The organism is Allobranchiibius huperziae (assembly GCF_013410455.1).
Classification (GTDB): domain Bacteria; phylum Actinomycetota; class Actinomycetes; order Actinomycetales; family Dermatophilaceae; genus Allobranchiibius; species Allobranchiibius huperziae.
Genome location: NZ_JACCFW010000001.1, coordinates 2,956,768 through 2,979,511 on the forward strand (window position 1 = coordinate 2,956,768; position 22,744 = coordinate 2,979,511).

At 70.0% G+C, this 22,744-nt stretch carries 19 protein-coding genes; all 19 read right to left on the reverse strand.

Annotated elements, in window-relative coordinates; all coding sequences use genetic code 11:
- Positions 1 to 47: 47 nt before the first annotated feature.
- Positions 48 to 701, reverse strand: coding sequence for a response regulator (locus HNR15_RS14000; RefSeq protein WP_179482777.1), 654 nt, complete (start codon positions 699 to 701; stop codon positions 48 to 50).
- Positions 698 to 1,897 carry a histidine kinase gene (locus HNR15_RS18885; RefSeq protein ID WP_179482778.1) on the reverse strand — a complete coding sequence of 400 codons (1,200 nt, stop codon included), beginning with the start codon at positions 1,895 to 1,897 and terminating at the stop codon, positions 698 to 700. The genes HNR15_RS14000 and HNR15_RS18885 overlap by 4 nt, the downstream gene beginning before the upstream one ends.
- 8 nt (positions 1,898 to 1,905) lie before the next feature.
- Positions 1,906 to 2,712 (reverse strand): ABC transporter permease, encoded by an 807-nt coding sequence (locus tag HNR15_RS14010; RefSeq protein ID WP_179482779.1) that lies wholly within the window; start codon positions 2,710 to 2,712, stop codon positions 1,906 to 1,908.
- Positions 2,712 to 3,572: an ABC transporter ATP-binding protein gene (locus tag HNR15_RS14015; protein ID WP_179482780.1), complete on the reverse strand. Its 861-nt coding sequence runs from the start codon at positions 3,570 to 3,572 to the stop codon at positions 2,712 to 2,714. The genes HNR15_RS14010 and HNR15_RS14015 overlap by 1 nt, the downstream gene beginning before the upstream one ends.
- 84 nt (positions 3,573 to 3,656) lie before the next feature.
- Positions 3,657 to 4,892, reverse strand: coding sequence for a D-arabinono-1,4-lactone oxidase (locus HNR15_RS14020; RefSeq protein ID WP_246306304.1), 1,236 nt, complete (start codon positions 4,890 to 4,892; stop codon positions 3,657 to 3,659).
- Positions 4,893 to 5,085: 193 nt separating this feature from the next.
- Positions 5,086 to 6,237 carry an alanine racemase gene (locus HNR15_RS14025; protein ID WP_343048543.1) on the reverse strand — a complete coding sequence of 384 codons (1,152 nt, stop codon included), beginning with the start codon at positions 6,235 to 6,237 and terminating at the stop codon, positions 5,086 to 5,088.
- A gap of 61 nt (positions 6,238 to 6,298) precedes the next feature.
- The gene (locus HNR15_RS14030) at positions 6,299 to 7,282 is read right to left on the reverse strand and encodes a polyprenyl synthetase family protein (RefSeq protein WP_179482784.1); all 984 of its coding nucleotides are present in this window, start codon (positions 7,280 to 7,282) and stop codon (positions 6,299 to 6,301) included.
- A 10-nt stretch (positions 7,283 to 7,292) separates the two neighbouring features.
- Positions 7,293 to 8,780 carry an NADH-quinone oxidoreductase subunit NuoN gene (nuoN, locus tag HNR15_RS14035; protein ID WP_246306306.1) on the reverse strand — a complete coding sequence of 496 codons (1,488 nt, stop codon included), beginning with the start codon at positions 8,778 to 8,780 and terminating at the stop codon, positions 7,293 to 7,295.
- A 56-nt stretch (positions 8,781 to 8,836) separates the two neighbouring features.
- Positions 8,837 to 10,621 (reverse strand): NADH-quinone oxidoreductase subunit M, encoded by a 1,785-nt coding sequence (locus tag HNR15_RS14040; RefSeq protein WP_179482788.1) that lies wholly within the window; start codon positions 10,619 to 10,621, stop codon positions 8,837 to 8,839.
- The gene (nuoL, locus tag HNR15_RS14045; RefSeq protein ID WP_425484541.1) at positions 10,621 to 12,567 is read right to left on the reverse strand and encodes an NADH-quinone oxidoreductase subunit L; all 1,947 of its coding nucleotides are present in this window, start codon (positions 12,565 to 12,567) and stop codon (positions 10,621 to 10,623) included. The genes HNR15_RS14040 and nuoL overlap by 1 nt, the downstream gene beginning before the upstream one ends.
- A 12-nt stretch (positions 12,568 to 12,579) precedes the next feature.
- Positions 12,580 to 12,879 (reverse strand): NADH-quinone oxidoreductase subunit NuoK, encoded by a 300-nt coding sequence (nuoK, locus tag HNR15_RS14050; protein ID WP_179482790.1) that lies wholly within the window; start codon positions 12,877 to 12,879, stop codon positions 12,580 to 12,582.
- Positions 12,876 to 13,673, reverse strand: coding sequence for an NADH-quinone oxidoreductase subunit J (locus tag HNR15_RS14055; protein ID WP_179482792.1), 798 nt, complete (start codon positions 13,671 to 13,673; stop codon positions 12,876 to 12,878). Before HNR15_RS14055 ends, nuoK begins: the two co-directional genes overlap by 4 nt.
- Positions 13,670 to 14,518: an NADH-quinone oxidoreductase subunit NuoI gene (gene nuoI / locus HNR15_RS14060; protein ID WP_425484542.1), complete on the reverse strand. Its 849-nt coding sequence runs from the start codon at positions 14,516 to 14,518 to the stop codon at positions 13,670 to 13,672. The genes HNR15_RS14055 and nuoI overlap by 4 nt, the downstream gene beginning before the upstream one ends.
- The gene (nuoH, locus tag HNR15_RS14065; RefSeq protein ID WP_179482794.1) at positions 14,511 to 15,917 is read right to left on the reverse strand and encodes an NADH-quinone oxidoreductase subunit NuoH; all 1,407 of its coding nucleotides are present in this window, start codon (positions 15,915 to 15,917) and stop codon (positions 14,511 to 14,513) included. Before nuoH ends, nuoI begins: the two co-directional genes overlap by 8 nt.
- Positions 15,914 to 18,415, reverse strand: a complete 2,502-nt coding sequence (locus tag HNR15_RS14070; RefSeq protein ID WP_179482796.1) for an NADH-quinone oxidoreductase subunit G — start codon at positions 18,413 to 18,415, stop codon at positions 15,914 to 15,916. The genes nuoH and HNR15_RS14070 overlap by 4 nt, the downstream gene beginning before the upstream one ends.
- Positions 18,412 to 19,743: an NADH-quinone oxidoreductase subunit NuoF gene (gene nuoF / locus HNR15_RS14075; protein ID WP_179482798.1), complete on the reverse strand. Its 1,332-nt coding sequence runs from the start codon at positions 19,741 to 19,743 to the stop codon at positions 18,412 to 18,414. The genes HNR15_RS14070 and nuoF overlap by 4 nt, the downstream gene beginning before the upstream one ends.
- Positions 19,740 to 20,585 carry an NADH-quinone oxidoreductase subunit NuoE gene (gene nuoE / locus HNR15_RS14080; RefSeq protein WP_179482800.1) on the reverse strand — a complete coding sequence of 282 codons (846 nt, stop codon included), beginning with the start codon at positions 20,583 to 20,585 and terminating at the stop codon, positions 19,740 to 19,742. Before nuoE ends, nuoF begins: the two co-directional genes overlap by 4 nt.
- Positions 20,582 to 21,937, reverse strand: coding sequence for an NADH-quinone oxidoreductase subunit D (locus tag HNR15_RS14085; protein WP_179482802.1), 1,356 nt, complete (start codon positions 21,935 to 21,937; stop codon positions 20,582 to 20,584). Before HNR15_RS14085 ends, nuoE begins: the two co-directional genes overlap by 4 nt.
- Positions 21,934 to 22,740: an NADH-quinone oxidoreductase subunit C gene (locus HNR15_RS14090; RefSeq protein WP_179482803.1), complete on the reverse strand. Its 807-nt coding sequence runs from the start codon at positions 22,738 to 22,740 to the stop codon at positions 21,934 to 21,936. The genes HNR15_RS14085 and HNR15_RS14090 overlap by 4 nt, the downstream gene beginning before the upstream one ends.
- Positions 22,741 to 22,744 lie beyond the last annotated feature (4 nt).

Below are 22,744 nucleotides of genomic sequence, written 5' to 3' on the forward strand. Positions count from 1 at the left end.
AGCAAATCTGTGGCGCCGACACCACCAGGACGCTGACGATCGGGTGGTCAGTCGAGCCTGATCAGACCCTCCCGGTACGCCGCGCTGACTGCTGCCGTGCGGTCGTTCACCCCCAGCTTGGCGAACGCGCGGAGCAGGTGGGTCTTGACGGTCGCCTCGCCGATGAAGAGCCGCCGACCGATGGCGGCGTTCGACAACCCGTCCGCGACGAGGGCGACGATCTCGATCTCGCGGGCCGACAGTTGCGCGGAGCGGGCGACCTGGCCCCGCGCGGACAGCCTGGCAGCAACCTCCGGGGCCAACACCTCCTCACCGCGCACGGCGCTGCGGATCGCGTCGACCAGGGTCTGCAGCGGCGCATCCTTGAGCAGATAGCCGCGGGCGCCCGCCTCGATCGCCCGGACGATGTCGGTGTCGCTGTCGTAGGTGGTGAGCACCAGCACCGGAGGCGCTCCCGGGGTCGCGCTCAACCGCGCGGTGGTCTCGACACCGTCCATGACGGGCATCCGCAGATCGGTCAGGACCAGGTCGGGCGCGAGATCCGCGACCAAGTTGAGGCACTCGGCGCCGTTACGGCCGGTGCCGACCACCTCGAGTCCGTCGTGCTCGCTCAGCATCGCCACGATGCCCGCGCGGACCACGGGATGGTCGTCGACGACGACGATGCGAAGGGGTCGCGTCTCACCCTGGGCGGCGGTCATCGCGGCACCCGCACCGACAGCCGGGTGCCCCGTCCGGGCCCGGTCTGCAGGTCCACCTGGCCCCCGACGGCATCGGCGCGGGACCTGATGCCTCCCAGACCGAACCCCAGGGGCGCAGCCGCGGGGTTGAAGCCGACACCGTCGTCACTCGTGCACAACGTGATGCAGTCGCCTCGCGTGTAGTCCAGGGTCACCCCGAACATCGTGGCGCCACTGTGTTTCCGGGAGTTGGTGAGGCACTCCTGTGCGATGCGCAGCAGGGCCGTCTCCACGGCGGGCCCAGCGCCCTGTGGCGGCCCCATCACGTCGAGACGACCCTCCATGGCGGTCGCCTGACGGATGGTGTGCACCAGTCGTTCCAGCGCCTGCACCAGCGTGTGACTGCTCACCGCGGACAGTTCGGCCACGATGATCCGTGCCTCGTCGAGGTTGTCCTGGGCGGTCGTCTCGATGAGGCGCAGCCGCTCGGCCACCCGGGCACCGTCGCCGCGCTCCTGCGCCAGCTGTGCCGCCCGGCTGAGCGCCACCACGGAGGTGAAGCCCTGCGCCAGGGTGTCGTGGATCTCCCCCGACAACCGCTCGCGCTCGGCGTGGATGCCCTCCAACCGCTGCGATCTCGCCAGTTCGGCCTGGGTGGCGCGCAACGTGTCGATGATCTCGGCACGCTCCTGCGACGTGCGGGCGATGGAGTCGACGAACCAGCCCATGCAGACGGCGAAGGCCCAGCCACCCCCGACGGTCGCGAGCACCACCAGGAAAGCCTTCGTGTCGGCCCCCGACCAGAGCCAGATCACCGCACCGAACACCACGAAACCCGCGGTCACCAGCCAGGTCGCAGCCGTCCGCTCCATCAGCGCCCAGGTCTGGGTCACGACCAGGAAGGCGCAGACCGTGCCCGCCTGGTAGGACCCGACGGTGATCATGATCGCGGCGCACCACGCGAGAACGGGGTAGACGGTGGATCCCGGCGGGTCGGCCGCGAAGCCGCGGCCACCTCGTACGCCGTATGCCGCGACGAGTGTCAGCACGCCCACCACCGCCACACCGAGCCGTGCACCGTGCACCGTCGTGAGCGCCAGGACCGGGACCGTGACGAGGCACCCCACCAGGTGCAGGACATGCCAGCCGCGGTTGCGACGCCACCAGGGCGAGGGCAGCGCGACACCGACCGCCCGCACAGCGCCCTGTCCGCTCACCGTCCCGATCATGCCGGACGCTTGGAGATCCAGCGGAAGGTGAGCAGAGCGACGACCAGCGCGGCCAGGCTCCAGCCACCGAGGACCAGGGCGGTCTCGGCGTGCTGCCAGCTGTGCGCGACCTCCTGGGAGCGCAGCGAATCGGGCAGGAACACCGACCGCTCGCCCTGCGCGATCCACTTGAGGGGGAAGACGGCGGCGATCTGCTGCAGCCACCGCGGCAGGTCGGGGTAGGACAGGTAGACCCCCGAGATGAACTGCAGGATCAGAGCCGGAGCGACCACGATGGGCGTCGCGCTCCGCGCGTTGGGGATGAACGAGGAGTAGGCGATCCCGCAGATGGTGCCGGTGCCGACGCCGAGCGCGAACGTCCACGCGAAGGTCAGCCAGTGCTGCGCGTCGCTCGGCAGTTGGACCCGGAACACCGCCCACGCCACCAGGATCAGCAGCCCGAACTGCGCCGCCGAGGACACCAGCACCATCCCGATCTTGCCGAGGAAGTAGGACGCCGCCGGCAACGGAGTGCCCCGCAGTCGTTTGAGGGTGCCGTCGTCGCGTTCGGTCGCCACGCCGATGGCCATCGACTGGAAGCTGGTCAACAGCAGCCCTGCGGCCGTCATCGCGGGCAGGAAGTGACGGGCGGCGTTCACCCCCGGGGCGGCGTCCGCACCGCCGAACTGGTTACTGAAGACGGCGGAGAAGAGAGCCAGCATCAGCACGGGGAAGAGGAACACGAAGAACAGGGCCTCCCTCTCGCGCACGAATTCGCGCAACTCGATGCCGGTCCGGTCGATGCCCAGGGTCAGGGTGCGCATCAGAACTCCTCTCGGGTGGGGGTGGTGGCGGCGATCAGCCGCAGATAGGTGTCCTCGAGAGACGGGCGGCGTACCTGCAGGCCGGGCACCTCGGCACCGAGTTGCTCCTGGAGGCGTCGCACGGTCGCCGTGGGCGTGCTGGTCTGCTCCTCGCGTACGCCGTCCGCTGCGTGCCAACTCACGGTCGCCACCGCCGCCTCCCGCCCGCCGAGTGCCTGCGGCGTGTCCAGGGCCACCAGCCGGCCGTTCGCCATCACGGCCACCCGGTCGGCGAGGTGCTCGGCCTCCTCCAGGTAGTGCGTGGTGAGCAGGATGGTCGTGCCGTCGCGCGCCAGCCCGGCGATCAGCTCCCAGAACGCCCGTCGCGCCTCCGGGTCGAAACCCGTGGTGGGCTCGTCCAGGAAGAGCAGTTCGGGGGCGCCGATGATGCCGAGCGCGACATCCACCCGGCGCCGCAGACCTCCGCTCAGCGACCCGATCCGCTTGTCCGCGTGCTCGCCCAGCCCGACGACGTCCAGGGTCTCCCCGACGTCGCGGGGGGTGCTGTAGGAGCGCGCCACGCTCCGGACCACCTCCCGGGCGGTTAACGACCCCAGCCCGGTGCTCGTCTGCGCCACGATGCCGATCCGGTCCAGCCAGGACCGGCGGGCGCTCGGGGCGGCGCCCAGCACCGCCATCTGCCCGCCGTCCGGTGTCGTGTATCCCTCCAGCATCTCCACGGTCGTGGTCTTGCCGGCGCCGTTGGGCCCGAGCAGGGCGAGCACCTCTCCGTGCCGCACCTGCAGATCCAGGGCATCGACGGCGACCCGGTCGCCGTACCGCTTGCTCAGTCCCGTCGTGTCGATCGCGAGGTCAGCCATATCGTCAGCATCGCGATCCGGCCGATGCCCGCGCGACGCCCGAACGGTCTACTCGGCGTCCACCGATCGGTGGACGCCGAAGACTCAGCCGAGGACGCGCTCGAGGTAGGGGTTACCGAAAACGCGACTCGGATCGAGCGCGTCGCGCAGCGCGACGAAGTCATCGAATCGTTCGTAGCGCGAACGCAGTTCAGCGGCGTCCAGGTCGTGCATCTTGCCCCAGTGCGGCCGCGCGTCGTGGTCGCGCAGCATCGACCAGAACGCCTCGAAGTACGCGCGGTGGTCACGTCGGTGGTACTGGTGCACCGCGACGTACCCCGTCTCCCGCCCGTACGCCGTCGACAGCCACAGGTCGTCGGCCGCCGCGAACCGCACCTCGACGGGGAACGGGATCCGCGCGTCGTGCCGGTCGCACCAGGTGCGCAGCTGACGCAGCAGATCCGGCACCGCCGCGCGCGGCACGCTGTACTCGCTCTCCCGGAAACGCACCGTGCGGCGGGTGGCGAAGACGTCGTACGACGTGTCGGTGTAGGTGCGCGCCGAGAGCGCCCGGGCGACGACCTGGTTGGCGGCAGGCGTCAGCCGCGGCACGCGGGTGAGCAGGCGGTTGACGCCCTCGAAGACGGTGTTGGACAGCAGGTCGTCGTCGAGCCGCGCGCGCCACGCGGGCAGGGGGTCGCGGCGCGCGACGTCGGCCACCCTGGTGTTGGTCTTGGTCTGCACCCGATCGGTGTGCGGGAACCAGTAGAACTCGAAATGGTCTGCGGCATCGACGGTCTCGTCCAGTGACGCCAACACGGAGTCGAGCACATCCGGCTGCTCGTGCGCCTGCAACAGGAACGACGGGACGCATTGGATCTGCAACGCCGTCACGATCCCGAGCGCGCCGAGCGACAGCGCGACACCGCCCCACTCGGGGTCGTCGCGGTCGTATCGCCGCACCTCTCCGTCGGCCGTCACCAGCTCCACTCCGGTGAGCTGACCGGCCAGCCCGGTGTACGCCGCGCCGGTCCCGTGGGTGCCCGTCGACACGGCCCCGGCGATGGTCTGCCGGTCGATGTCGCCCATGTTCGTGAGCGCGAGGCCCTCCCTGGCGAGCAGCGGCCCGAGCACGTGCAGCGGCGTACCGGCACCGACCCACACCCGCGCCGTCTCGCGGTCGACCGCCCGCACTCCGCTCAGGCGGTCCACTCGCACGAGCACGTCCGTCGCCTCGGCGATCGCGGTGAAGGAGTGGCCAGAGCCGACCACCTTGAGCGCGCCCCCGGAGGCTGCCGTCATCCGGCACAGCTCCTGCGCGTGCGGCACGTCGCGCACCATCACCTCGGCGCGCGGCGTTGCACGCACGGTGCCCGCCCAGTTCGTCCACTCCGCCACCGGTACCTCCTGTGCTCCTCGATCCGTCCCGGACCTGCTGACCCGGCTGAGCTGACGGTGTTCACGTTCGTTGACGCCGTTCGAACGCCGTCAACGAACGCGAACGCCGTCAGCGTGCACCCCGGGGCGACAGCTGTCAGCCGAAAGTGCGCCCCTCACCTCGGTACGTCAGCGCCCGCTGCACCACCGCACCGTCGCGCACCAGCAGCAGTTCGTCGAACCGCTCGCACATCTCACCGGCCTTGGCGTAGCGGAACCACACGGGATCGCCCACCCGCAGCGACCGGGCGCCCGGCCCGCGCAGCGGGGTCTGCACCTCCCCCGCGCCCTCCTGCCCGAAGTACGAGAGACCCTGCGGGTGCACCGGTTTCGGTGTGCGGGACTTCGACGCCGGGCCGGACGCGACGTACCCGCCCGCGAAGGTGACGGCGACGGCGGGCGTCGGCTTGCGCACCACGGGCGACACGAAGTACGCCGCCGGCGTCAGGCCGCTGTCGTCGTAGGAGTCGAAGAGGGTCGGCGTGAAGAGGCCCGAACCCGCGGCGATCTCGGTCACCGACGGGTCGCGCCGGGTGGCCGCGATGCTGCCGGTGCCTCCGCCGTTGACGAACTCCAGCGGCGAGATCTCTGCGACGGCCCGCACGATCTCCGTGCGCCGCGGCAGCAACTGCGCCATCGAGCGGAGCTTCATCGCGCGGACGACGCGGCTGCTGTCGGGCACGCCCGCCACCTGGGCCTCGTAGAACATCAGCCCGACCAGCGTCACTCCGGGGGTGTCCGCCACCAGCCGGGCGATACGACACACCTCCTGCGTGGTGTGCACGCTGGAGCGGTGCACGCCGAGGTGCAGGCGACCGATCCGCAGCGACGCGTCCACGTCGATGCACACCCGCAACGGGGTCGTGCCCGCGGCGGCCGCGAGCATCGCCACGTGCTCGGGCAGATCCACCATGAAGGTGACCTGTTCCGCCAGCGACGGCGCCGCCGCCGTATCGGCGATGGTCTCGGAGTCGACCGTGGGATAGCCGACCACCACGTCGCGCACGCCGCACGACACCAGCCAGGCGGCCTCGGCGGCGGAGTAGGCGAGCACCCCGGAGAAGCCGGGCGACTCCAGCGCCCGCTCGATCAGCGCGCGGCAGCGCACCGACTTGGAGGCCAGCCGCAGCGGCCTCCCCTGCGCCCTCGCCACCATGGCGGCGAGGTTGGCGTCGAACGCGTCGAGGTCGACCACCGCGGTCGGAGCCGCGGGCGCCGGCACCGACGACCACAGGTCGCCGCCCGGCACGCCCGACTCCGTCCGGACACGGCCCACCCGCGGGCGGGAGGGTTCGTGCGCGGACACCGGGTCAGACCGTGCGCTCGGCCACGGAGATCGGCAGGGCCCGCAGGGCCTGTACGGCGTCCCCGTCGGGCAGGTCCGCGAGCAGGTCGGCCGCCTGGTTCGCGACGGACATCGTGTGGTCGCGCGCCTGCTGCATGGCCTTGTGCGCCCGCAGCAGACCGAGCGCCTCGTCCAGCTCGGCGGGATCGGAGATTGGGCGCGACAGCAGCTGCTGCAGGCGCGCGTCGTTCGGGTCGGCCGACGATCGCACGTAGAGGACCGGCAGCGTGGTGACGCCCTCGCGCAGGTCGGTGCCGGCCTTCTTGCCGGACTCCTCCTGGTCGGAGGTGATGTCGATCAGGTCGTCGGACAGTTGGAAGACCATGCCGAGCAGCTCGCCGTACCGCACTACGCGCTCGATCGTCGTGGCCGGGAGGCCGCTGAAGATCCCGCCGTAGCGCGCGGCCAGCGAGATCAACGAGCCCGTCTTGTCCTCCAGCACCCGCAGGTAGTAGGCCATCGGGTCCTGACCCTCGGGCGCCTGCCGGTCGTCCTCGATCTGTCCCGCGCACAGCCGCACGAAGGTGTCGGCCTGGATCCGCACGGCTTCGGCACCGAGACCGGCGACCAGCTGGGAGGCCCGCCCGAAGAGCAGGTCGCCGATGAGGATCGCGGTGGAGTTGTCGTAGACGACATTGGCCGCGGTCACCCCGCGCCGCAGCGTCGCCTCGTCCATCACGTCGTCGTGGTAGAGCGACGCGAGGTGGGTCAGCTCGACCCCGGCAGCGGCGTCGATGACGCGCTCGTTGCACCCGGTGCCGAGCTCGCTCACGAGCAGGGTCAGCAGCGGCCGGAACCGCTTGCCCCCCGCGTCCAGCAGGTGCCGGGAAGCGCCGGCGATGAACGGCTCGTCGTGCCGCAGCACCTCGCGCAGTCGTTGGTCGACCAGCTCCAGCCCGTCGCTCAACCGTTGGTCGAAGGCGCTGTCGAGGCCGGGTACGACGGTCACTCCGGTGACCTCATCGCATGAACTGCGAGTAGTTGTGCGCCATGTCCAGCAGCGGCGTCGGGAAGACGCCGAGGGCCACGGTGAGCACGGCCGCGACGGTCACGGCGATGCCGGTGAGCGCCGACGGGGTGAGCACGACGGTGTCGCCGGTGGGCTCGGAGAAGTACATGAGCACGATGACCCGCACGTAGACGAAGGCGGCGACGGCGCTGAAGATCACACCGATCAGCGCCAGCCAGGTGCCGCCGTGGCCGACGGCAGCGGAGAAGATCGCGTACTTCGCGGTGAAGAGCGAGGTCAGCGGGATTCCGGCGAAGGCGATCATCATCAGCGCCATGAGCGCCGCGACGACCGGACTCGTCTTGCCCAGGCCGGCCCACTGCGACAGGTGAGTCGCCTCGTTGCCGCCCGAGCGCACCATCGCCACCAGCGCGAAGGCGGCGATCGTGGCGAACCCGTAGGTGATGACGTAGACGATCGTGCCGGACACGGCCTGCCGGTCGAGCGCGACGACGCCGACGAGGATGAAGCCCGCCTGGGTGATCGAGCTGTACGCGAGCAGGCGCTTGATGTCGGTCTGGGTCACCGAGAGCACCGCGCCGACGACCATCGTGAGGATGGCGACGACCACGACGATCGGCTGCCAGTTCCACTTCATCCCGGGGAACGCCACGTAGAAGACGCGCAGGAACGCGCCGAACGCCGCGACCTTGGTGCAGGCGGCCATGAAACCGGCCACCGGGGTCGGGGCGCCCTGGTAGGCGTCCGGGGTCCAGGAGTGGAAGGGCACCGCGCCGATCTTGAAGAGCAGGCCGACCGCGACGAGGAAGATGCCGGGGATCAGGATCCCGTCCCGGCCGCTGCCGGTCGAGACGGCCGACGCGATCGTGCTGAAGTTCAGCGACCCGGCGTACCCGAAGACGAGGGCGGCACCGAACAGGAAGAATGCCGAGGAGAACGCGCCGAGCAGGAAGTACTTCATCGACGCCTCCTGCGACAGCAGGCGGCGGCGCCGGGCGAGCCCGGTCAGGATGTAGAGCGGCAGCGAGAGCACCTCGAGCGCGATGAAGACCGTCAGCAGGTCACCTGCGGCGGGGAAGAGCATCATGCCGCCGACCGCGAAGAGCACCAGCGGGAAGACCTCGGTGGAGGTCGCGCCGAGGCGCACCGCGTTGGTCTCCATGGGCGACCCGGGCACGGACGCGCCGGACTGGGTGAAGGCGTCGATCGAGGAGCTGTCGAAGCGCTCCGCCATCACCAGCACAGCGAGGAAGGACAGCACCAGGACGGTGCCCTGGAACATCAGGGCCGGGCCGTCGATGACGACCGATCCCCCGGCGGTGATCGCCTTGTGGTCGCGCGCGCTGAAGATCAGCGTGAGGAACGCGGCGAGCAGCCCGAGCAGCGTGACGGCCACCTGGACGACGTACCGCGACCTGCGCGGCACGAACGCCTCGATGACCACGCCGAGCATGGCGACGCCGAAGATCACCAGCATCGGTACGACGGCGGCGTACTCGATCTTGGTCTGGGAGAAGCCGGTGGCGGCGGCGATCACTTCGAGTTCACCTGACTAGTCGGGACGCTGGGCGCCGGGTCGTGCATCTGGACCAGATTCATCGTGGCGTTCGTGGCGGGACGCAGCACGTCGAGCACCGGCTTGGGGTAGAAGCCCAGCGCGACGATGATCGCCACGAGGACACCCGCGACGACCCGCTCCCGCAGGTCGAGGTCGGGTACGACGAGCACCCGCCCGCGCGCAGCTGCGTGACCCGTCGGCGCGTGGCCGGCGGCGTGGGCACCGTGCTGGTCGCCCTCGTCGGACGCGGCGTACTCGCCGTGCTCACTGTGCTCGCCGTGCACCGAGGCGTGCGGGCCGTCGGCCTGACCGGCCTGGGTCGCGACGCTGCCGCCACCGGCGGGTACGAGTTCGCCTGCACGACCGTCGCCTCCACCGTGTTCTCCGGGCTCGCCATCGCCGGCCTCGTGCGCCAGCGGCGCCGGACCCGTGAAGACGTTCTTGTAGAGCAGCAGCACGTAGAGCGCGGCCAGGATGACGCCGACGGCTGCGACGCCGCCCGCGACCTTGTAGCGCTGGAAGGTGCCGGCCATGACCAGGAACTCGGAGATGAACGAGTTCATCCCGGGCAGGGACAGCGCGGACAGTCCGGCGATCAGCATCACACCGGCGAGCACGGGCGTGACCCGCTGCCAGCCGCCGTAGTCGCGGATGTCGCGGCTCTTGCCGCGCACGACGAGGAAGCCGCCGAAGAGGAAGAGCGCCGCGGTGGTGAAGCCGTGGTTGACCATGTAGAGGTCCGACCCGGCCTCGGACGTGCTCGTCATCGCGAAGATGCCGAGGACGATGAAGCCGAAGTGGCTGATCGAGGTGTAGGCGATCAACCGCATGATGTCGGTCTGTCCGATCGCGACCAGCGCGCCGTAGATGATCGAGATCAGCGCCAGCACGATGATCACCGGCGTGGCCCACTTGCTGGCGTCGGGGAACAGCTGCAGGCAGAACCGGATCATCCCGAAGGTGCCGACCTTGTCGAGCACGCCGACGAGGAGTACGGCGGTCGCGGGGCGGCTCTCGGACGCGGCGTCGGGCAGCCAGGTGTGCACCGGCCACATCGGCGCCTTCACCGCGAACGCGAAGAAGAAGCCGAGGAAGAGCCAGCGACCCGGCCAGGTGCCGAGGTGCAGCCCGGTGAGGTTGGACAGCAGGAAACCCTGGTGCCCGCCCGGACCGTAGTTGTAGAGCGCGATGACGGCGATCAGCATCACGAAGCCGCCGAGCAGGCTGAAGAGCAGGAACTTCACCGCGGCGTACTGCCGGCGGGCGCCGCCGTAGGACCCGATCAGGAAGTAGACCGGGATCAGCATCGCCTCGAAGAAGACGTAGAAGAGGAAGACGTCGGTGGCGGAGAAGACCCCGACCATGAACGTCTCCAGCACCAGCATCAGCGCGAAGTAGTTCTGCATCCGGCGGGTGCCGTCGGCGGGCACGTCGCGCCACGCCGCGAGCAGCGAGACGGGCACGAGCACCAGGCTCATCAGGATCAGCGCGAGCGCGAGCCCGTCGATGCCGACCTGGTAGGAGACGCCGAACTGACGGATCCACTCGTGCGTCTCGACGAACTGGAACTGGTGGTCGGTGGTGCCGGTCTTGAACTGCGTCCACATCGCGATGCCGACCACGAGCGCGGCCAGCGAACCGACCAGGGCGACCGGACGAGCCGCGCGGCCCGCGACGCCGGTGGGCAGCGCGAAGACGACGACCGCGGTCACCAGAGGGATGAGGCCGAGCACCGTCAGCCAGGGAAAGCTCGAAGTCATCACTGCACCACCCAGACCACACCGAGGATCGCGACGACGCCCACCAGCATGGTGAGGGCGTACGACCGCACAAAACCGTTCTGTGCCCGCTTGACCCGGGCCGACGTACCACCGATCGCGGCCGCCAGACCACCCGAGGCGCCGTCGACGCCGCGGTTGTCTGCGAAGACCAGAGCGCGCGTCAGGTACAGGCCCGGGCGCTGGAACACCGCCTCGTTGAGGTCGTCCTGGCCGAGGTCGCGCCGCGCGGCCTGGGTCACGAGCGACCCGACCGGTGGAGTGACCGGCACCTCGTCACGCCAGTAGCGCAACCAGGCGAGCGCGACACCGGCCGCGACCAGCAGGAAGGTGATCACCATCAACAGGGCGGAGGGGATCTTGGGGTCTCCTTCGGTGTGGCCGGTGACCGGCTCCAGCCAGTGCTGGATGATGCCGGTCGGTCCGAGGATGAGGCCGAGGAACGCCGACCCGACGGCCAGGATCATCATCGGGACGGTCATCGTCAGCGGGGACTCGTGCGGGTGCACGTCGTCGGTCCAGCGGCGCTTGCCGTGGAAGACCATGAAGAACAGCCGCGACATGTAGAACGCGGTGATGCCGGCGGCGATCAACGCCGTGAGGCCGAACACCCAGGGGCGCCAGCCGTCTCCGACGAATGCCGCTTCGATGATCTTGTCCTTCGACCAGAACCCCGACAGCAGCGGGAAGCCGATGATCGCGAGGAAGCCGAGCCCGAAGGTCACCCAGGTGATCCTCATGACCGCTGACAGTCCGCCGAAGCGGCGCATGTCGACCTGGTCGTTCATCCCGTGCATCACCGATCCGGCGCCGAGGAACATGCCGGCCTTGAAGAAGCCGTGGGTCAACAGGTGGAAGATCGCGAAGACGTAGCCGACCGGGCCGAGCCCGGCGGCCAGGATCATGTAGCCGATCTGGCTCATCGTGGAGGCGGCGAGCGCCTTCTTCATGTCGTCCTTGGCGCACCCGACGATCGCACCGAACATCAGCGTGATCGCCCCGACGATGCAGACCGCGAGGCGCGCGTTCGGCGCCGCGTCGAAGATGACGTGGCTGCGCACGATCAGGTAGACGCCGGCGGTGACCATCGTCGCGGCGTGGATCAGCGCGGACACCGGCGTGGGGCCTGCCATCGCGTCGCCCAGCCAGGACTGCAGCGGGAACTGCGCGGACTTGCCGCACGCCCCGACGAGCAGGAAGAGGCCCATCCAGGTCAGCGAGGTCTGGCTGGCGTGCGGCGCCGCGGCGAAGACGCCGTTGAAGTCGAGCCGACCGAAGGTCAGGTACATCGTGAAGAGCGCCAGCAGCATGCCGAGGTCACCGACGCGGTTGACCACGAACGCCTTGTTGGCGGCCGTGGCGTAGGCCGGGTTCCAGTTCCAGAAGCCGATGAGCAGGTACGACGCGAGGCCGACGCCCTCCCAGCCGACGAAGAGGCCCACGAAGGAGTCCGCCAGCACCAGCGTCAGCATCGCGGCGACGAACAGGTTCAGGTAGGCGAAGAACCTGCGGCGATCCGGATCGTGCTCCATGTAGCCCAGGGAGTACACGTGGATCAACGTGCCGACGAAGGTGATCAGCATGACGAAGGTCAGCGACAGCTGGTCGACGCGCAACCCGGCCGCGAGATGCAGCGAGCTGGTGTCGATCCAGTCGAAGAGGTGCACGTCGCTCTTCAGCCCGCGGTCCTGCGTCGACATGCCGCGGGTGTGCAGCAGCATGATCAGGCCGAGCACGAACGAGGCCCCGGACAGGCAGACCGCGAGCAGCGGTCCGACCTTGTCCAGCGCCTTGCCGCCGACCATCAGCAGAGCGGCACCGAGCAGCGGCAGCGCGATGACCAGCCACGCGTACTGGTTGATCCCGGTGGCGGCGGTTGTGACCGCGCCGGGATCGGACGAGGGAAGACTCCCCACCAAGGACAGCAAGAGCAGGCTCCCTTACAACTTCAACAGGTTCGCGTCGTCGACCGAGGCCGACCGGCGAGCACGGAAGATGGACATGATGATCGCCAGACCGACGACGACCTCGGCGGCGGCCACGACCATCACGAACAACGCGATGACCTGACCCTCCAGCGAGCCGTACATCCGGGCGAAGGTCACGAACATCAGGTTGGCGGCGTTGAGCATCAGCTCCACGCCCATGAAGACGATGATGGCGTTACGCCGCAGCAGCACCGTGGCGGAGCCGATGCTGAAGAGCACCACCGACAGGTAGAGGTAGACCTCCACGCTCATTTCGACTCCCCTCGGTTGGCCTCGGACATGTCGCCGGCCTCGGTCTCGATCTCGTTGCTGACCGCGACCTGCTTGCCGGCACCGAGGACCTGGCCGCGGGCCTTGAGCACCCGGTTGATCGACAGGTCGCTGGGGCTGCCGTCGGGCAGCAGCGCCGGGGTGTCCACGGCGTTGTGCTGCGCGTAGACACCGGGCGCGGGCAGACCGGCCACGTTGACACCCTCGCGGATCCGTCGGCGCGACCAGTCGGCCTGGCTGGCCTTCGGGGTGAGCCGCTCGCGGTGAGCGAGCAGCATCGCGCCGATCGCCGCGGTGATGAGCAGCGCGGAGGTGACCTCGAAGGCCCACACGTACCGGCCGAAGATCAGCTGGGCGATGCCGCCGACGTTGCCGCCCTGCGCGGCGTTCGCGGCGTCCAGGCCCTTGCCACTGGCGAACGTCGCCCTGCTGACACCGGAGACCAGCAGCGCGATGAGCGCGAGGGACAGCAGCAACCCGGCGGCCTTCTGTCCTCGGATGGTCTCCACGAGGGAGTCGGAGGAGTCGACGCCGACGAGCATGACGACGAAGAGGAAGAGCATCATCACCGCGCCGGAGTAGACGAAGATCTGGATGATCCCCAGGAACTCCGCCTGCTCGGCGATGTAGAAGACGCCGAGCATGATCATGCACAGCGCCATGCCCATGGCCGCGTGCACGGCCTTGCGCGCGAAGAGCAGTGCGAGGGCGCCGACCACGGACAGCGGTGCGCCGAAGAAGAACAGCGTGGACTCAGCCCCGCCCAGGTGCATCATTTCTTGGTCTCCGAGTCGAGCAGGGCGCGGTCCATCGGACCGTCGCCGTCCGGTCCCTTGTCGGGTCCGCCCTGAGCCACCGGCCGACGCGGTCCGCCCCCCGGACCGTGGGTCTGGTCGGGCCCGCGGTCCTCGAACGCGACGTTGGGCTCGCCGGTGACGGAGCCGGACTCCGAGGGGGTGCCCTCGTCGCGCGTCGCCGGGTCGAACTCGTCCTGCCGGGCGGCGGCGTGGTGGTCGGCGTTCTGCTCGACCCAGTCGCGCTGCGCGGGGGTGGCCCCGTCGACCTTGCCCTGGTAGTAGTCGCGCTCCTCCATGCCCTCGACCATCGGGTGGGGCGCGGGCAGCATCCCCTGCTGGATCGGGGCGAGGAGCTGGTCCTTGGTGAAGATCAGGTCGGCGCGGTTGTTGTCGGCCAGTTCGTACTCGTTGGTCATCGTGAGCGCGCGCGTCGGGCACGCCTCGATGCACAGCCCGCAGAAGATGCAGCGCAGGTAGTTGATCTGGTAGACGCGGCCGTACCGCTCGCCGGGTGAGAAGCGCTCCCCCGTGGCGTCCACGTTGTTCGCGCCCTCGACGAGGATCGCGTCCGCCGGGCAGGCCCAGGCGCACAGCTCGCAGCCGACGCACTTCTCCAGCCCGTCCGGGTGCCTGTTCAGCTGGTGGCGGCCGTGGAAGCGCGGCTGGGTGGGCCGCTTCTCCTCGGGGTACTCCTCGGTCGCCACCTTGCGGAACATCGTCGAGAAGGTGACACCGAAACCGGCGACCCCGGCGAAGATGCCGGGCCGCTCGGGCTTGGAGGGCGGCGCGCTCGCGTGCGCGCCGTGGGTCTTCTTGTCAGCCACGGGGTTCCTTCTGACGTACGTCGTCTTCTCGGCTGGACTCGCGCGTCACCCGGGGGCCGGACGCGGCGGTGAGGACAGGCATCGGCTCGACCAGGCGCTGCCCGGGGAGCGGTGGCACCGGGTGTCCACCCGCGAACGGGTCGACCTCGTCGGGCACCTGCGTACGGTCGGCGGCTTCCTGCCGTCGTGCGGCGCCTGCGTCCCAGATCCACGCCGCCGCGAGCACGAGCACGGCGGTCGCCGCGATCACGATCAGGGTCGCGCGGTGGATGTTGCGGCCGAACAGGCTCACCTGCGTCTCACCGAGGAAACCGGCGTTCGAGGCGCGGATGAAGGCGATGACGACCACCCAGACCAGGGTGCTCGGGATCATCAGCTTCCAGCCCAGCTTCATGAACTGGTCGTAGCGCACCCGCGGCAGGGAGCCGCGCAGCCACACGAAGAAGAACATGAAGATCCACAGCTTGACGACGAACCAGAGGACGCCCCACCAGCCGTGGTTGAACAGGCCGCCGTCGATGGCCGCGATCCCCGGAGGGGCCTGCCAGCCGCCCAGGAAGAGGGTGGTGGCGAGCGCGGAGACGGTGAACATGTTGACGTACTCGCCGAGGAAGAACATCGCGAACTTCAGCGAGGAGTACTCGGTGTGGAAACCACCGGTGAGCTCGCCCTCGCCCTCGGCGAGGTCGAACGGCAGTCGGTTGGTCTCGCCGACCATCGTCACCACGTAGATGATGAAGGAGAAGAACGCCGGGATGATGTACCAGACCCCGTGGCCCTGGGCCAGGACGATCTGGCTGGTCGACATCGAGCCCGCGTAGAGGAAGACCGCGACGAGCGCCAGGCCCATGGCGATCTCGTACGAGATCACCTGGGCGCTCGAGCGCAGCCCGCCGAGCAGGGGGTAGGTCGAGCCGCTGGACCAACCGGCGAGCACGATGCCGTAGACGCCGACGCCGGCGACCGCGAGCACCAGCAGCACCGCGACGGGGGTGTCGGTCAGCTGCAGCGGCGTGTAGTGGCCGAACATCCACACGTTGCCCGAGACCGGGATGATCGCGAACGAGACGAACGCCATGGCGCCGGCGATGATCGGCGCGATGATGAACATCAGCTTGTCGGCGTTCTTGGGGGTCAGGTCCTCCTTGAGGGCCAGCTTCACCCCGTCCGCCAGCGTCTGCAGCAACCCGAACGGGCCGACCCGGTTGGGGCCGGGGCGCTGCTGCATGCGGCCGATGACGCGTCGTTCGAACCAGATCACCAGCAGCGTCTGGACGAGCAGGAAGACGAAGAGCAGCACCGCCTTGATCAGCGACAGCCACCAGGGCGTGTCGCTGAAGTCCGCGGCCGGCGTGCCGGTGGCGGCCGCCAGACCCGAGAGATGACCCAGCTGCGTCATACCTGCACCTCCGTGCGGCGTCCGAGGGAGACCAGGTCGCCCGCGTCGGCGTGCAGCGTCGCACGCACGGCGCTGCCGGCCGAGTTGGTGGGCAGCCAGACGACGTGGTCGGGCATGTCGGTCACGGCGACGGGGGCGCTGATCGCGCCCGCGCGGGTGCTCACCGTGAGCTGGTCACCCTCCTGTACGCCGACCGCCTCCGCGGTGGCCGCGGACAGGCGCGCCGTCGCGATGGGCGCGGTGCCGGCCAGGAACGGCTCACCGTCCTGCATCCGGCCGCGGTCCAGCAGGTGCGACCAGGTCGCGAGCACGGCCTGTCCGACGAGCGGTCGCGGCACGCCGGCGGCGCGGACGCGCGGGGCTGCGGGGCGGGCGCCGGTCCACGGACCGAGCTCCTGCATCTCCTCGCGGATCTGCTCGGTGGTGCGGGTGCCGAGGAACTCCCCCAGCTCGCCGGCGAGCAGGTCGAGCACGCGGTAGTCGCTCATGGCCAGGCTCTCGATAGCGCGCTCGAAAGGCCGCACGCGACCTTCCCAGTCGACGTACATGCCGGTCTTCTCCTGCTGCGGAGCGACCGGGAAGACCACGTCGGCGTCCTGCGTCACCGCGCTGGCGCGGATCTCCAGGCTCACCGTGAAGGCCCGGCGGACCGCTTCGGTCGCGAGGGCCGGGTCGGGCAGGTCGGCGGTGTCGACACCGCCGATGACCAGACCGGCCAGCTCACCGGATGCTGCCGCGGCGAGCATGGCGGCCGTGTCGCGGCCGGCACCGGCCGGGAGGTCGGCGCCCCACACCGTGCCGACCTGGGACCGGGCGGCCTCGTCGTCGACCGGGCGGCCGCCGGGGAGCAGGTTGGACAGTGCGCCGACCTCGAGCGCGCCGCGCTCACCGGCGCGACGGGGCACCCACGCGATGCGGGCACCCTTGCGGTCGGCGAGCCGCAGTGCGGCCGAGAGGGCACCCGGGACGGTCGCCAGTCGTTCACCCACCAGGATGATCGAGTCACCAGTCAGCCGTGCGCCGTGCTCGGCGAGCTCACCGGTCGTGGCGCTCAGCGCCTCGACGACCTCGGCCTCGGTGCCGGGGGCGGCCTGGATCAGCACGCCGCCCATCTTGGCCAGGCCGCGGGTCGCGAACGGCGCCACGGACAGCACGGCGGCCATGCCCTTGCGGGAGGCCTTGCGCAGTCGCAGGAAGATCATCGGCGACTCCTCCTCGGGCTCCAGCCCGAGCAGGAGGACGGACGACGCGTGCTCCAGGTCCTCGTACGTCACGGCACCGGGCGCACCCGGTCCGGTGGCGGCGACACCGTGAGCGAGGAACGCCGCCTCCTCGGCCGAGTGCGGCCGGGCACGGAAGTCGACGTCGTTGGTGCCGAGCACGAGACGCGCGAACTTGCCGTAGGCATAGGCGTCCTCGGCGCTGATGCGGCCGCCGGTGAGGACACCGACACCGCCGTGCTCACGTGCCGCGGACAGTCCCGCGGCAGCGGCTTCGAGGGCCTCGGGCCATCCGGCGACCCGCAGCTCACCGTCGGCTCCACGCACGAGCGGCGACTGCAGACGGTCGGCGGCGTCGGCGTACGTGAACGCCCAGCGGCCCTTGTCGCAGTTCCACTCCTCGTTGACGGCCGGGTTGAGCAGAGCCATCCGGCGCAGCACGTGGCCGCGGCGGGTGTCGGTGCGGGTCGCGCAACCGCTGGCGCAGTGCTCGCAGACGCTCGGCGTCGAGACCAGGTCGAACGGGCGGGACCGGAAGCGGTACGCCGCGCCGGTGAGCGCGCCGACCGGGCAGATCTGGACGGTGTTGCCGGAGAAGTAGGACTCGAACGGCTTCTCCTCGTAGATGCCGACCTGCTGCAGCGCGCCGCGCTCGATCAGGGCGATGAACGGGTCGCCGGCGATCTGGTCGGAGAAGCGGGTGCACCGGGCGCACAGCACGCAGCGCTCGCGGTCCAGCAGCACCTGGGAAGAGATGTTGATCGGCTTGGGGTAGGTGCGCTTGACGTCGTCGAAGCGGCTGCGCGGACGACCGTTGCTGATCGCCTGGTTCTGCAGCGGGCACTCCCCGCCCTTGTCGCAGACCGGGCAGTCCAGCGGGTGGTTGATGAGCAGCAGCTCCATCACGCCCTGCTGCGCCTTGTCGGCGACCTGCGAGGTGTGCTGGGTCTGCACGGCCATGCCCTCGGTCGCCTCGAGCGTGCAGGACGCCTGCGGCTTGGGCATCGGTCGCATCGAGCCGTCCGGGCCCTTGGTGGACACGTCGACCAGGCACTGGCGGCAGGCGCCGACCGGGTCCAGCAGCGGGTGGTCGCAGAAGCGCGGCACCTGGATGCCGACCTGCTCCGCCGCGCGGATCACCAGGGTGCCCTTGGGCACGCTCACGGGGACGCCGTCGACCGTCAGGCTGACGGCGTCGGGCGCCGTGGGCGCAGGGCTGGCGTTCCCACCCTTGTCGACGGCGTTGCCGCCGCCGGCGGGCGAGGTGAGTGTCGTCATACGGACACGGCCTCCTTGATCTCTCGGGCGGGAACGTCGAACAGGACGGAGCGCTCCGGCGGGAAGGCCTCCCACCAGGGGGTGTGCGTGCCGGCTTCGAACTCCTCGCGGAAGTAGTGCACCGCGGAGGTCACCGGGCTGGTGGCGCCGTCGCCGAGCGCGCAGAAGCTGCGGCCCAGGATGTTGTCACAGATGTCGACGAGCTTGTCGATGTCCTCCGTGGTGCCCTGCCCGTGCTCCAGGCGCGTGAGGATCTGCTTCAGCCAGAAGGTGCCCTCACGGCACGGCGTGCACTTGCCGCAGGACTCGTGCGCGTAGAAGTCGATCCACCGGCTGACGGCGCGGACCACCGACACCGACTCGTCGAAGATCTGCAGCGCGCGGGTGCCCAGCATGGAGCCCGCGGCCGCGACCGACTCGAAGTCCAGCGGGACGTCGAGGTGCTCGTCGGTGAAGATCGGCGTCGAGGAGCCGCCGGGGGTCCAGAACTTCAGCTTCGCGCCGTTCCGCATACCACCGGCCATGTCGAGCAGCTCGCGCAGCGTGATGCCGAGCGGCGCCTCGTACTGACCCGGCCGTGTGACGTGCCCGGAGAGGCTGAAGATGCCGTAGCCCTTGGACTTGTCGGTGCCCATCGCGGAGAACCAGTCGGCGCCGTGCAGCACGATCGAGGGCACCGAGGCGATGGACTCCACGTTGTTGACCACGGTCGGGCGGGCGTAGAGGCCCTCGACGGCGGGGAACGGCGGCTTGAGGCGCGGCTGACCGCGCCGGCCCTCCAGGGAGTCCAGCAGCGCGGTCTCCTCACCGCAGATGTACGCGCCGGCGCCGGCGTGCACGGTGACGTCCAGGTCGTAGCCGGTGCCGTGGATGTCCTTGCCCAGGTGACCCGCGGCGTACGCCTCCTCGACCGCCTTCAGCAGGCGACGGTAGACGTGCACGAGCTCACCGCGCAGGTAGATGAACGCGTGGTGGCAGCCGATCGCGAACGACGTGATCGCGACACCCTCGATGAGGAAGTGCGGCGCCGCGAGCATCAGCGGGGTGTCCTTGCAGGTGCCCGGCTCTGACTCGTCGGCGTTGACCACGAGGTAGCGGGGTCCGCCGTCCGGCTTGGGCAGGAAGCCCCACTTCATGCCGGTCGGGAAGCCCGCGCCGCCGCGGCCGCGCAGACCGGAGGACTTGGTCGCGTCGACCAGCTCCTCCTGGGTCATCGTCAGGGCCTTGTCGAGCGCCTGGTAGCCCTCGTAGCGCAGGTAGGTGTCCATCGTCCAGCTCTGGGGCTCATCCCAGAAGCGGGTCAGAATCGGTGTCAGCGGAGTGCTCATGCTGGGCCCGCCTTCTCGCCGGCCTTGCTGTCGGCGGGGTTCGCTGGGGTGTCGGTGGAGCCTGCCAGGCCCGGTGCCGGTGCGTCGGCGGGGCTCTCGGCATCTGAGTCGCCCCGGATCTCACCGGAGGACGCGTACGGGTCGAAGCCGTCGGCCTTGGCGAGGCGCAATCCCTCCAGGGACGGCCCGCCGGCGCCGACACCCTCGTCGGCCAGTCCGTCGTTGAAGCCTGCCAGCACCCTGGAGACGTGCTTGAAGCTGCACACCTTCGAGGCTCCCCGGGTGGGGCGCACCTCCTTGCCGGCGCGCAGGTCGTCGACCAGCTGCGTCGCCGACGCGGGCGTCTGGTTGTCGATGAACTCCCAGTTGGCCATCACCACGGGCGCGTAGTCGCACGCGGCGTTGCACTCGACCCGCTCCAGGGTGACCTTGCCGTCCGGGGTGGTCTCGTCGTGCCCGATCCCGAGGTGCTCGCTCAGCGTGTCGAAGATCAGGTCGCCGCCCATGACCGCGCAGAGCGTGTTGGTGCAGACGCCCACGGTGTACTCGCCGTTCGGGTGGCGCTTGTACTGGGTGTAGAACGTCGCCACGCCGCTGACCTCGGCATCGGTCAGCTCCAGCTTCTCGGCGCAGAACGTCACGCCGCGGCCGGTCACGTAGCCGTCGACGCTCTGGATCAGGTGCAGCAGCGGCAGCAGCGCCGAGCGCTTCTGCGGGTAGCGCGCCACCACCAGGTCGGCGTCGGCGTGCAGGGCGCGCAGCGTCTCCTCGTCGTACGGCGTCTCACTGGCGTGCAGCGGCGTCAGCTCGTGGAACGGAGCCTCCACGTGTGCGTCTGTCATCGGTCTACTCCACCCATCACAGGGTCAATGGAGGCGACGGCCACGATGACGTCGGCGACCGAGCCGCCCTCCGCCATCACGGCGACCGCCTGCAGGTTGTTGAACGACGGGTCGCGGAAGTGCGCCCGGTAGGGGCGCGTCGCGCCGTCGGAGACGATGTGCGCGCCGAGCTCGCCCTTGGGGCTCTCCACGGCGGCGTATGTCTGGCCGGGCGGCACGCGGAAGCCCTCGGTCACCAGCTTGAAGTGGTGGATGAGCGACTCCATCGACTCGCCCATGATCTCGCGGATGTGATCGAGGCTGTTGCCCTGACCGTCCGAGCCGACCGACAGCTGGGCCGGCCAGGCGATCTTCTTGTCGGCGACCATCACAGGGCCCGGTTCAGCGTCGAGGCGCTCGATGCACTGCTCGACGATCCGCAGCGACTGGTGCATCTCGTCGATGCGCACCCGCAACCGGCCGTACGCGTCGCAGCTGTCGCGCGTGGGGATGTCGAACTCGTAGGTCTCGTAGCCGCAGTACGGCTCGGCCTTGCGCAGGTCGTACGGGAGCCCGGCGGCCCGCAGGATCGGACCGGTGATCCCGAGCGCCATGCACCCGGTGAGGTCGAGGTAGCCGACGTCGACGGTGCGGCCCTTGAGGATCGGGTTCTCGTTGAGCAGCGCCTCGAGCTCGCCGAGACCGCGACGCAGCTCGGGGATGATCTCGCGCACCTGGTCGGTCGTGCCCTCGGGCACGTCCTGCGCGACGCCGCCGGGGCGTACGTACGCGTTGTTCATCCGCAGCCCGGTGACGGCTTCGAACACCTGCAGGATGCGCTCACGCTCGCGGAAGCCGATGGTCATGACCGTGGTCGCGCCCATCTCCATACCGCCGGTCGCGAGGGCGACCAGGTGCGAGCCCATCCGGTTGAGCTCCATCATCATCACGCGGATGACGCTGGCGCGCGCCGGGATCTGGTCGGTGATGCCGAGCGCCTTCTCGATCGCGAGGCAGTACGCGGTCTCGTTGAAGGTCGGCATGAGGTAGTCCATGCGCGTGCAGAAGGTCACGCCCTGGGTCCAGGTGCGGAACTCCATGTTCTTCTCGATGCCGGTGTGCAGGTAGCCGATGCCGGCCCGCGCCTCGGTGACGGTCTCGCCGTCCAGTTCGAGGATGAGCCGGAGCACTCCGTGGGTGGAGGGGTGCTGCGGACCCATGTTGACGACGATCCGCTCCTCGTGGAGGGCAGCGGCCTCGTCGACCAGGTCGTCCCAGTCGCCGCCGACGGCGTTGAGGACGGGCGTGCTCTCGTCGACGCCGGCGTCCGGGGTCGTGGCTCCGAATGCGTCTTGCTGGGCAGTGGTGCTCATCGGTAGGACCTCCGCGTGTCCGGGGGCGGCACGGTGGCGCCCTTGTACTCCACCGGGATGCCGCCCAGTGGGTAGTCCTTGCGTTGCGGGTGACCCGGCCAGTCGTCCGGCATCAGGATCCGGGTGAGGGCGGGGTGACCGTCGAAGATGATGCCGAACATGTCCCAGGTCTCACGCTCGTGCCAGTCGGCACCGGGGTAGGTCGAGACGATGCTCGGAATGTGCGCGTCGCTGTCGGCGACAGCGACCTCGACACGGATCCGCCTGCTGTTGTTGGTGATCGACAGGAAGTGGTAAACGGCGTGCAGCTCGGCGCCGGTCTCCTGCGGGTAGTGCACGCCCGAGACGCTGAGGCACATCTCGAAGCGCAGGCGGGGCTCGTCGCGCAGGGCGCGGGCGACCGCGGGCAGGTGCTCGCGGCGTACGAAGAGGGTCAGCTCGTCGTGGGAGACCACGGTGCGCTCGACGGCCTCGTCGTACGACGAGTCGGCCTCTCGCAGCGCCGATCCCAGCGCGTCGGCCATCAGGTCGAACGTGCCTCCGAACGGCCGCTCGGTGTTGCCCGGGAAGAGCACCGGGCGCTGCAAGCCGCCGTACCCGGTGGTGTCGTTGCCGAGGGAGGAGCCGAACATGCCCTCGCGCTGCGCCACGACGACGGGACCCGCGTCTCCGACGTCATGGTGCTCACGCGGCTGGACCGCGCCCTCCTGGTCGGCCGTCGTCCGGTCGACGGGGCCGCCGGACGGCTCCTTCACCGGTCCGGTCGCGGGGTTGCCGGCGACCGGCTTCGCGTCGTCACTCATCAGG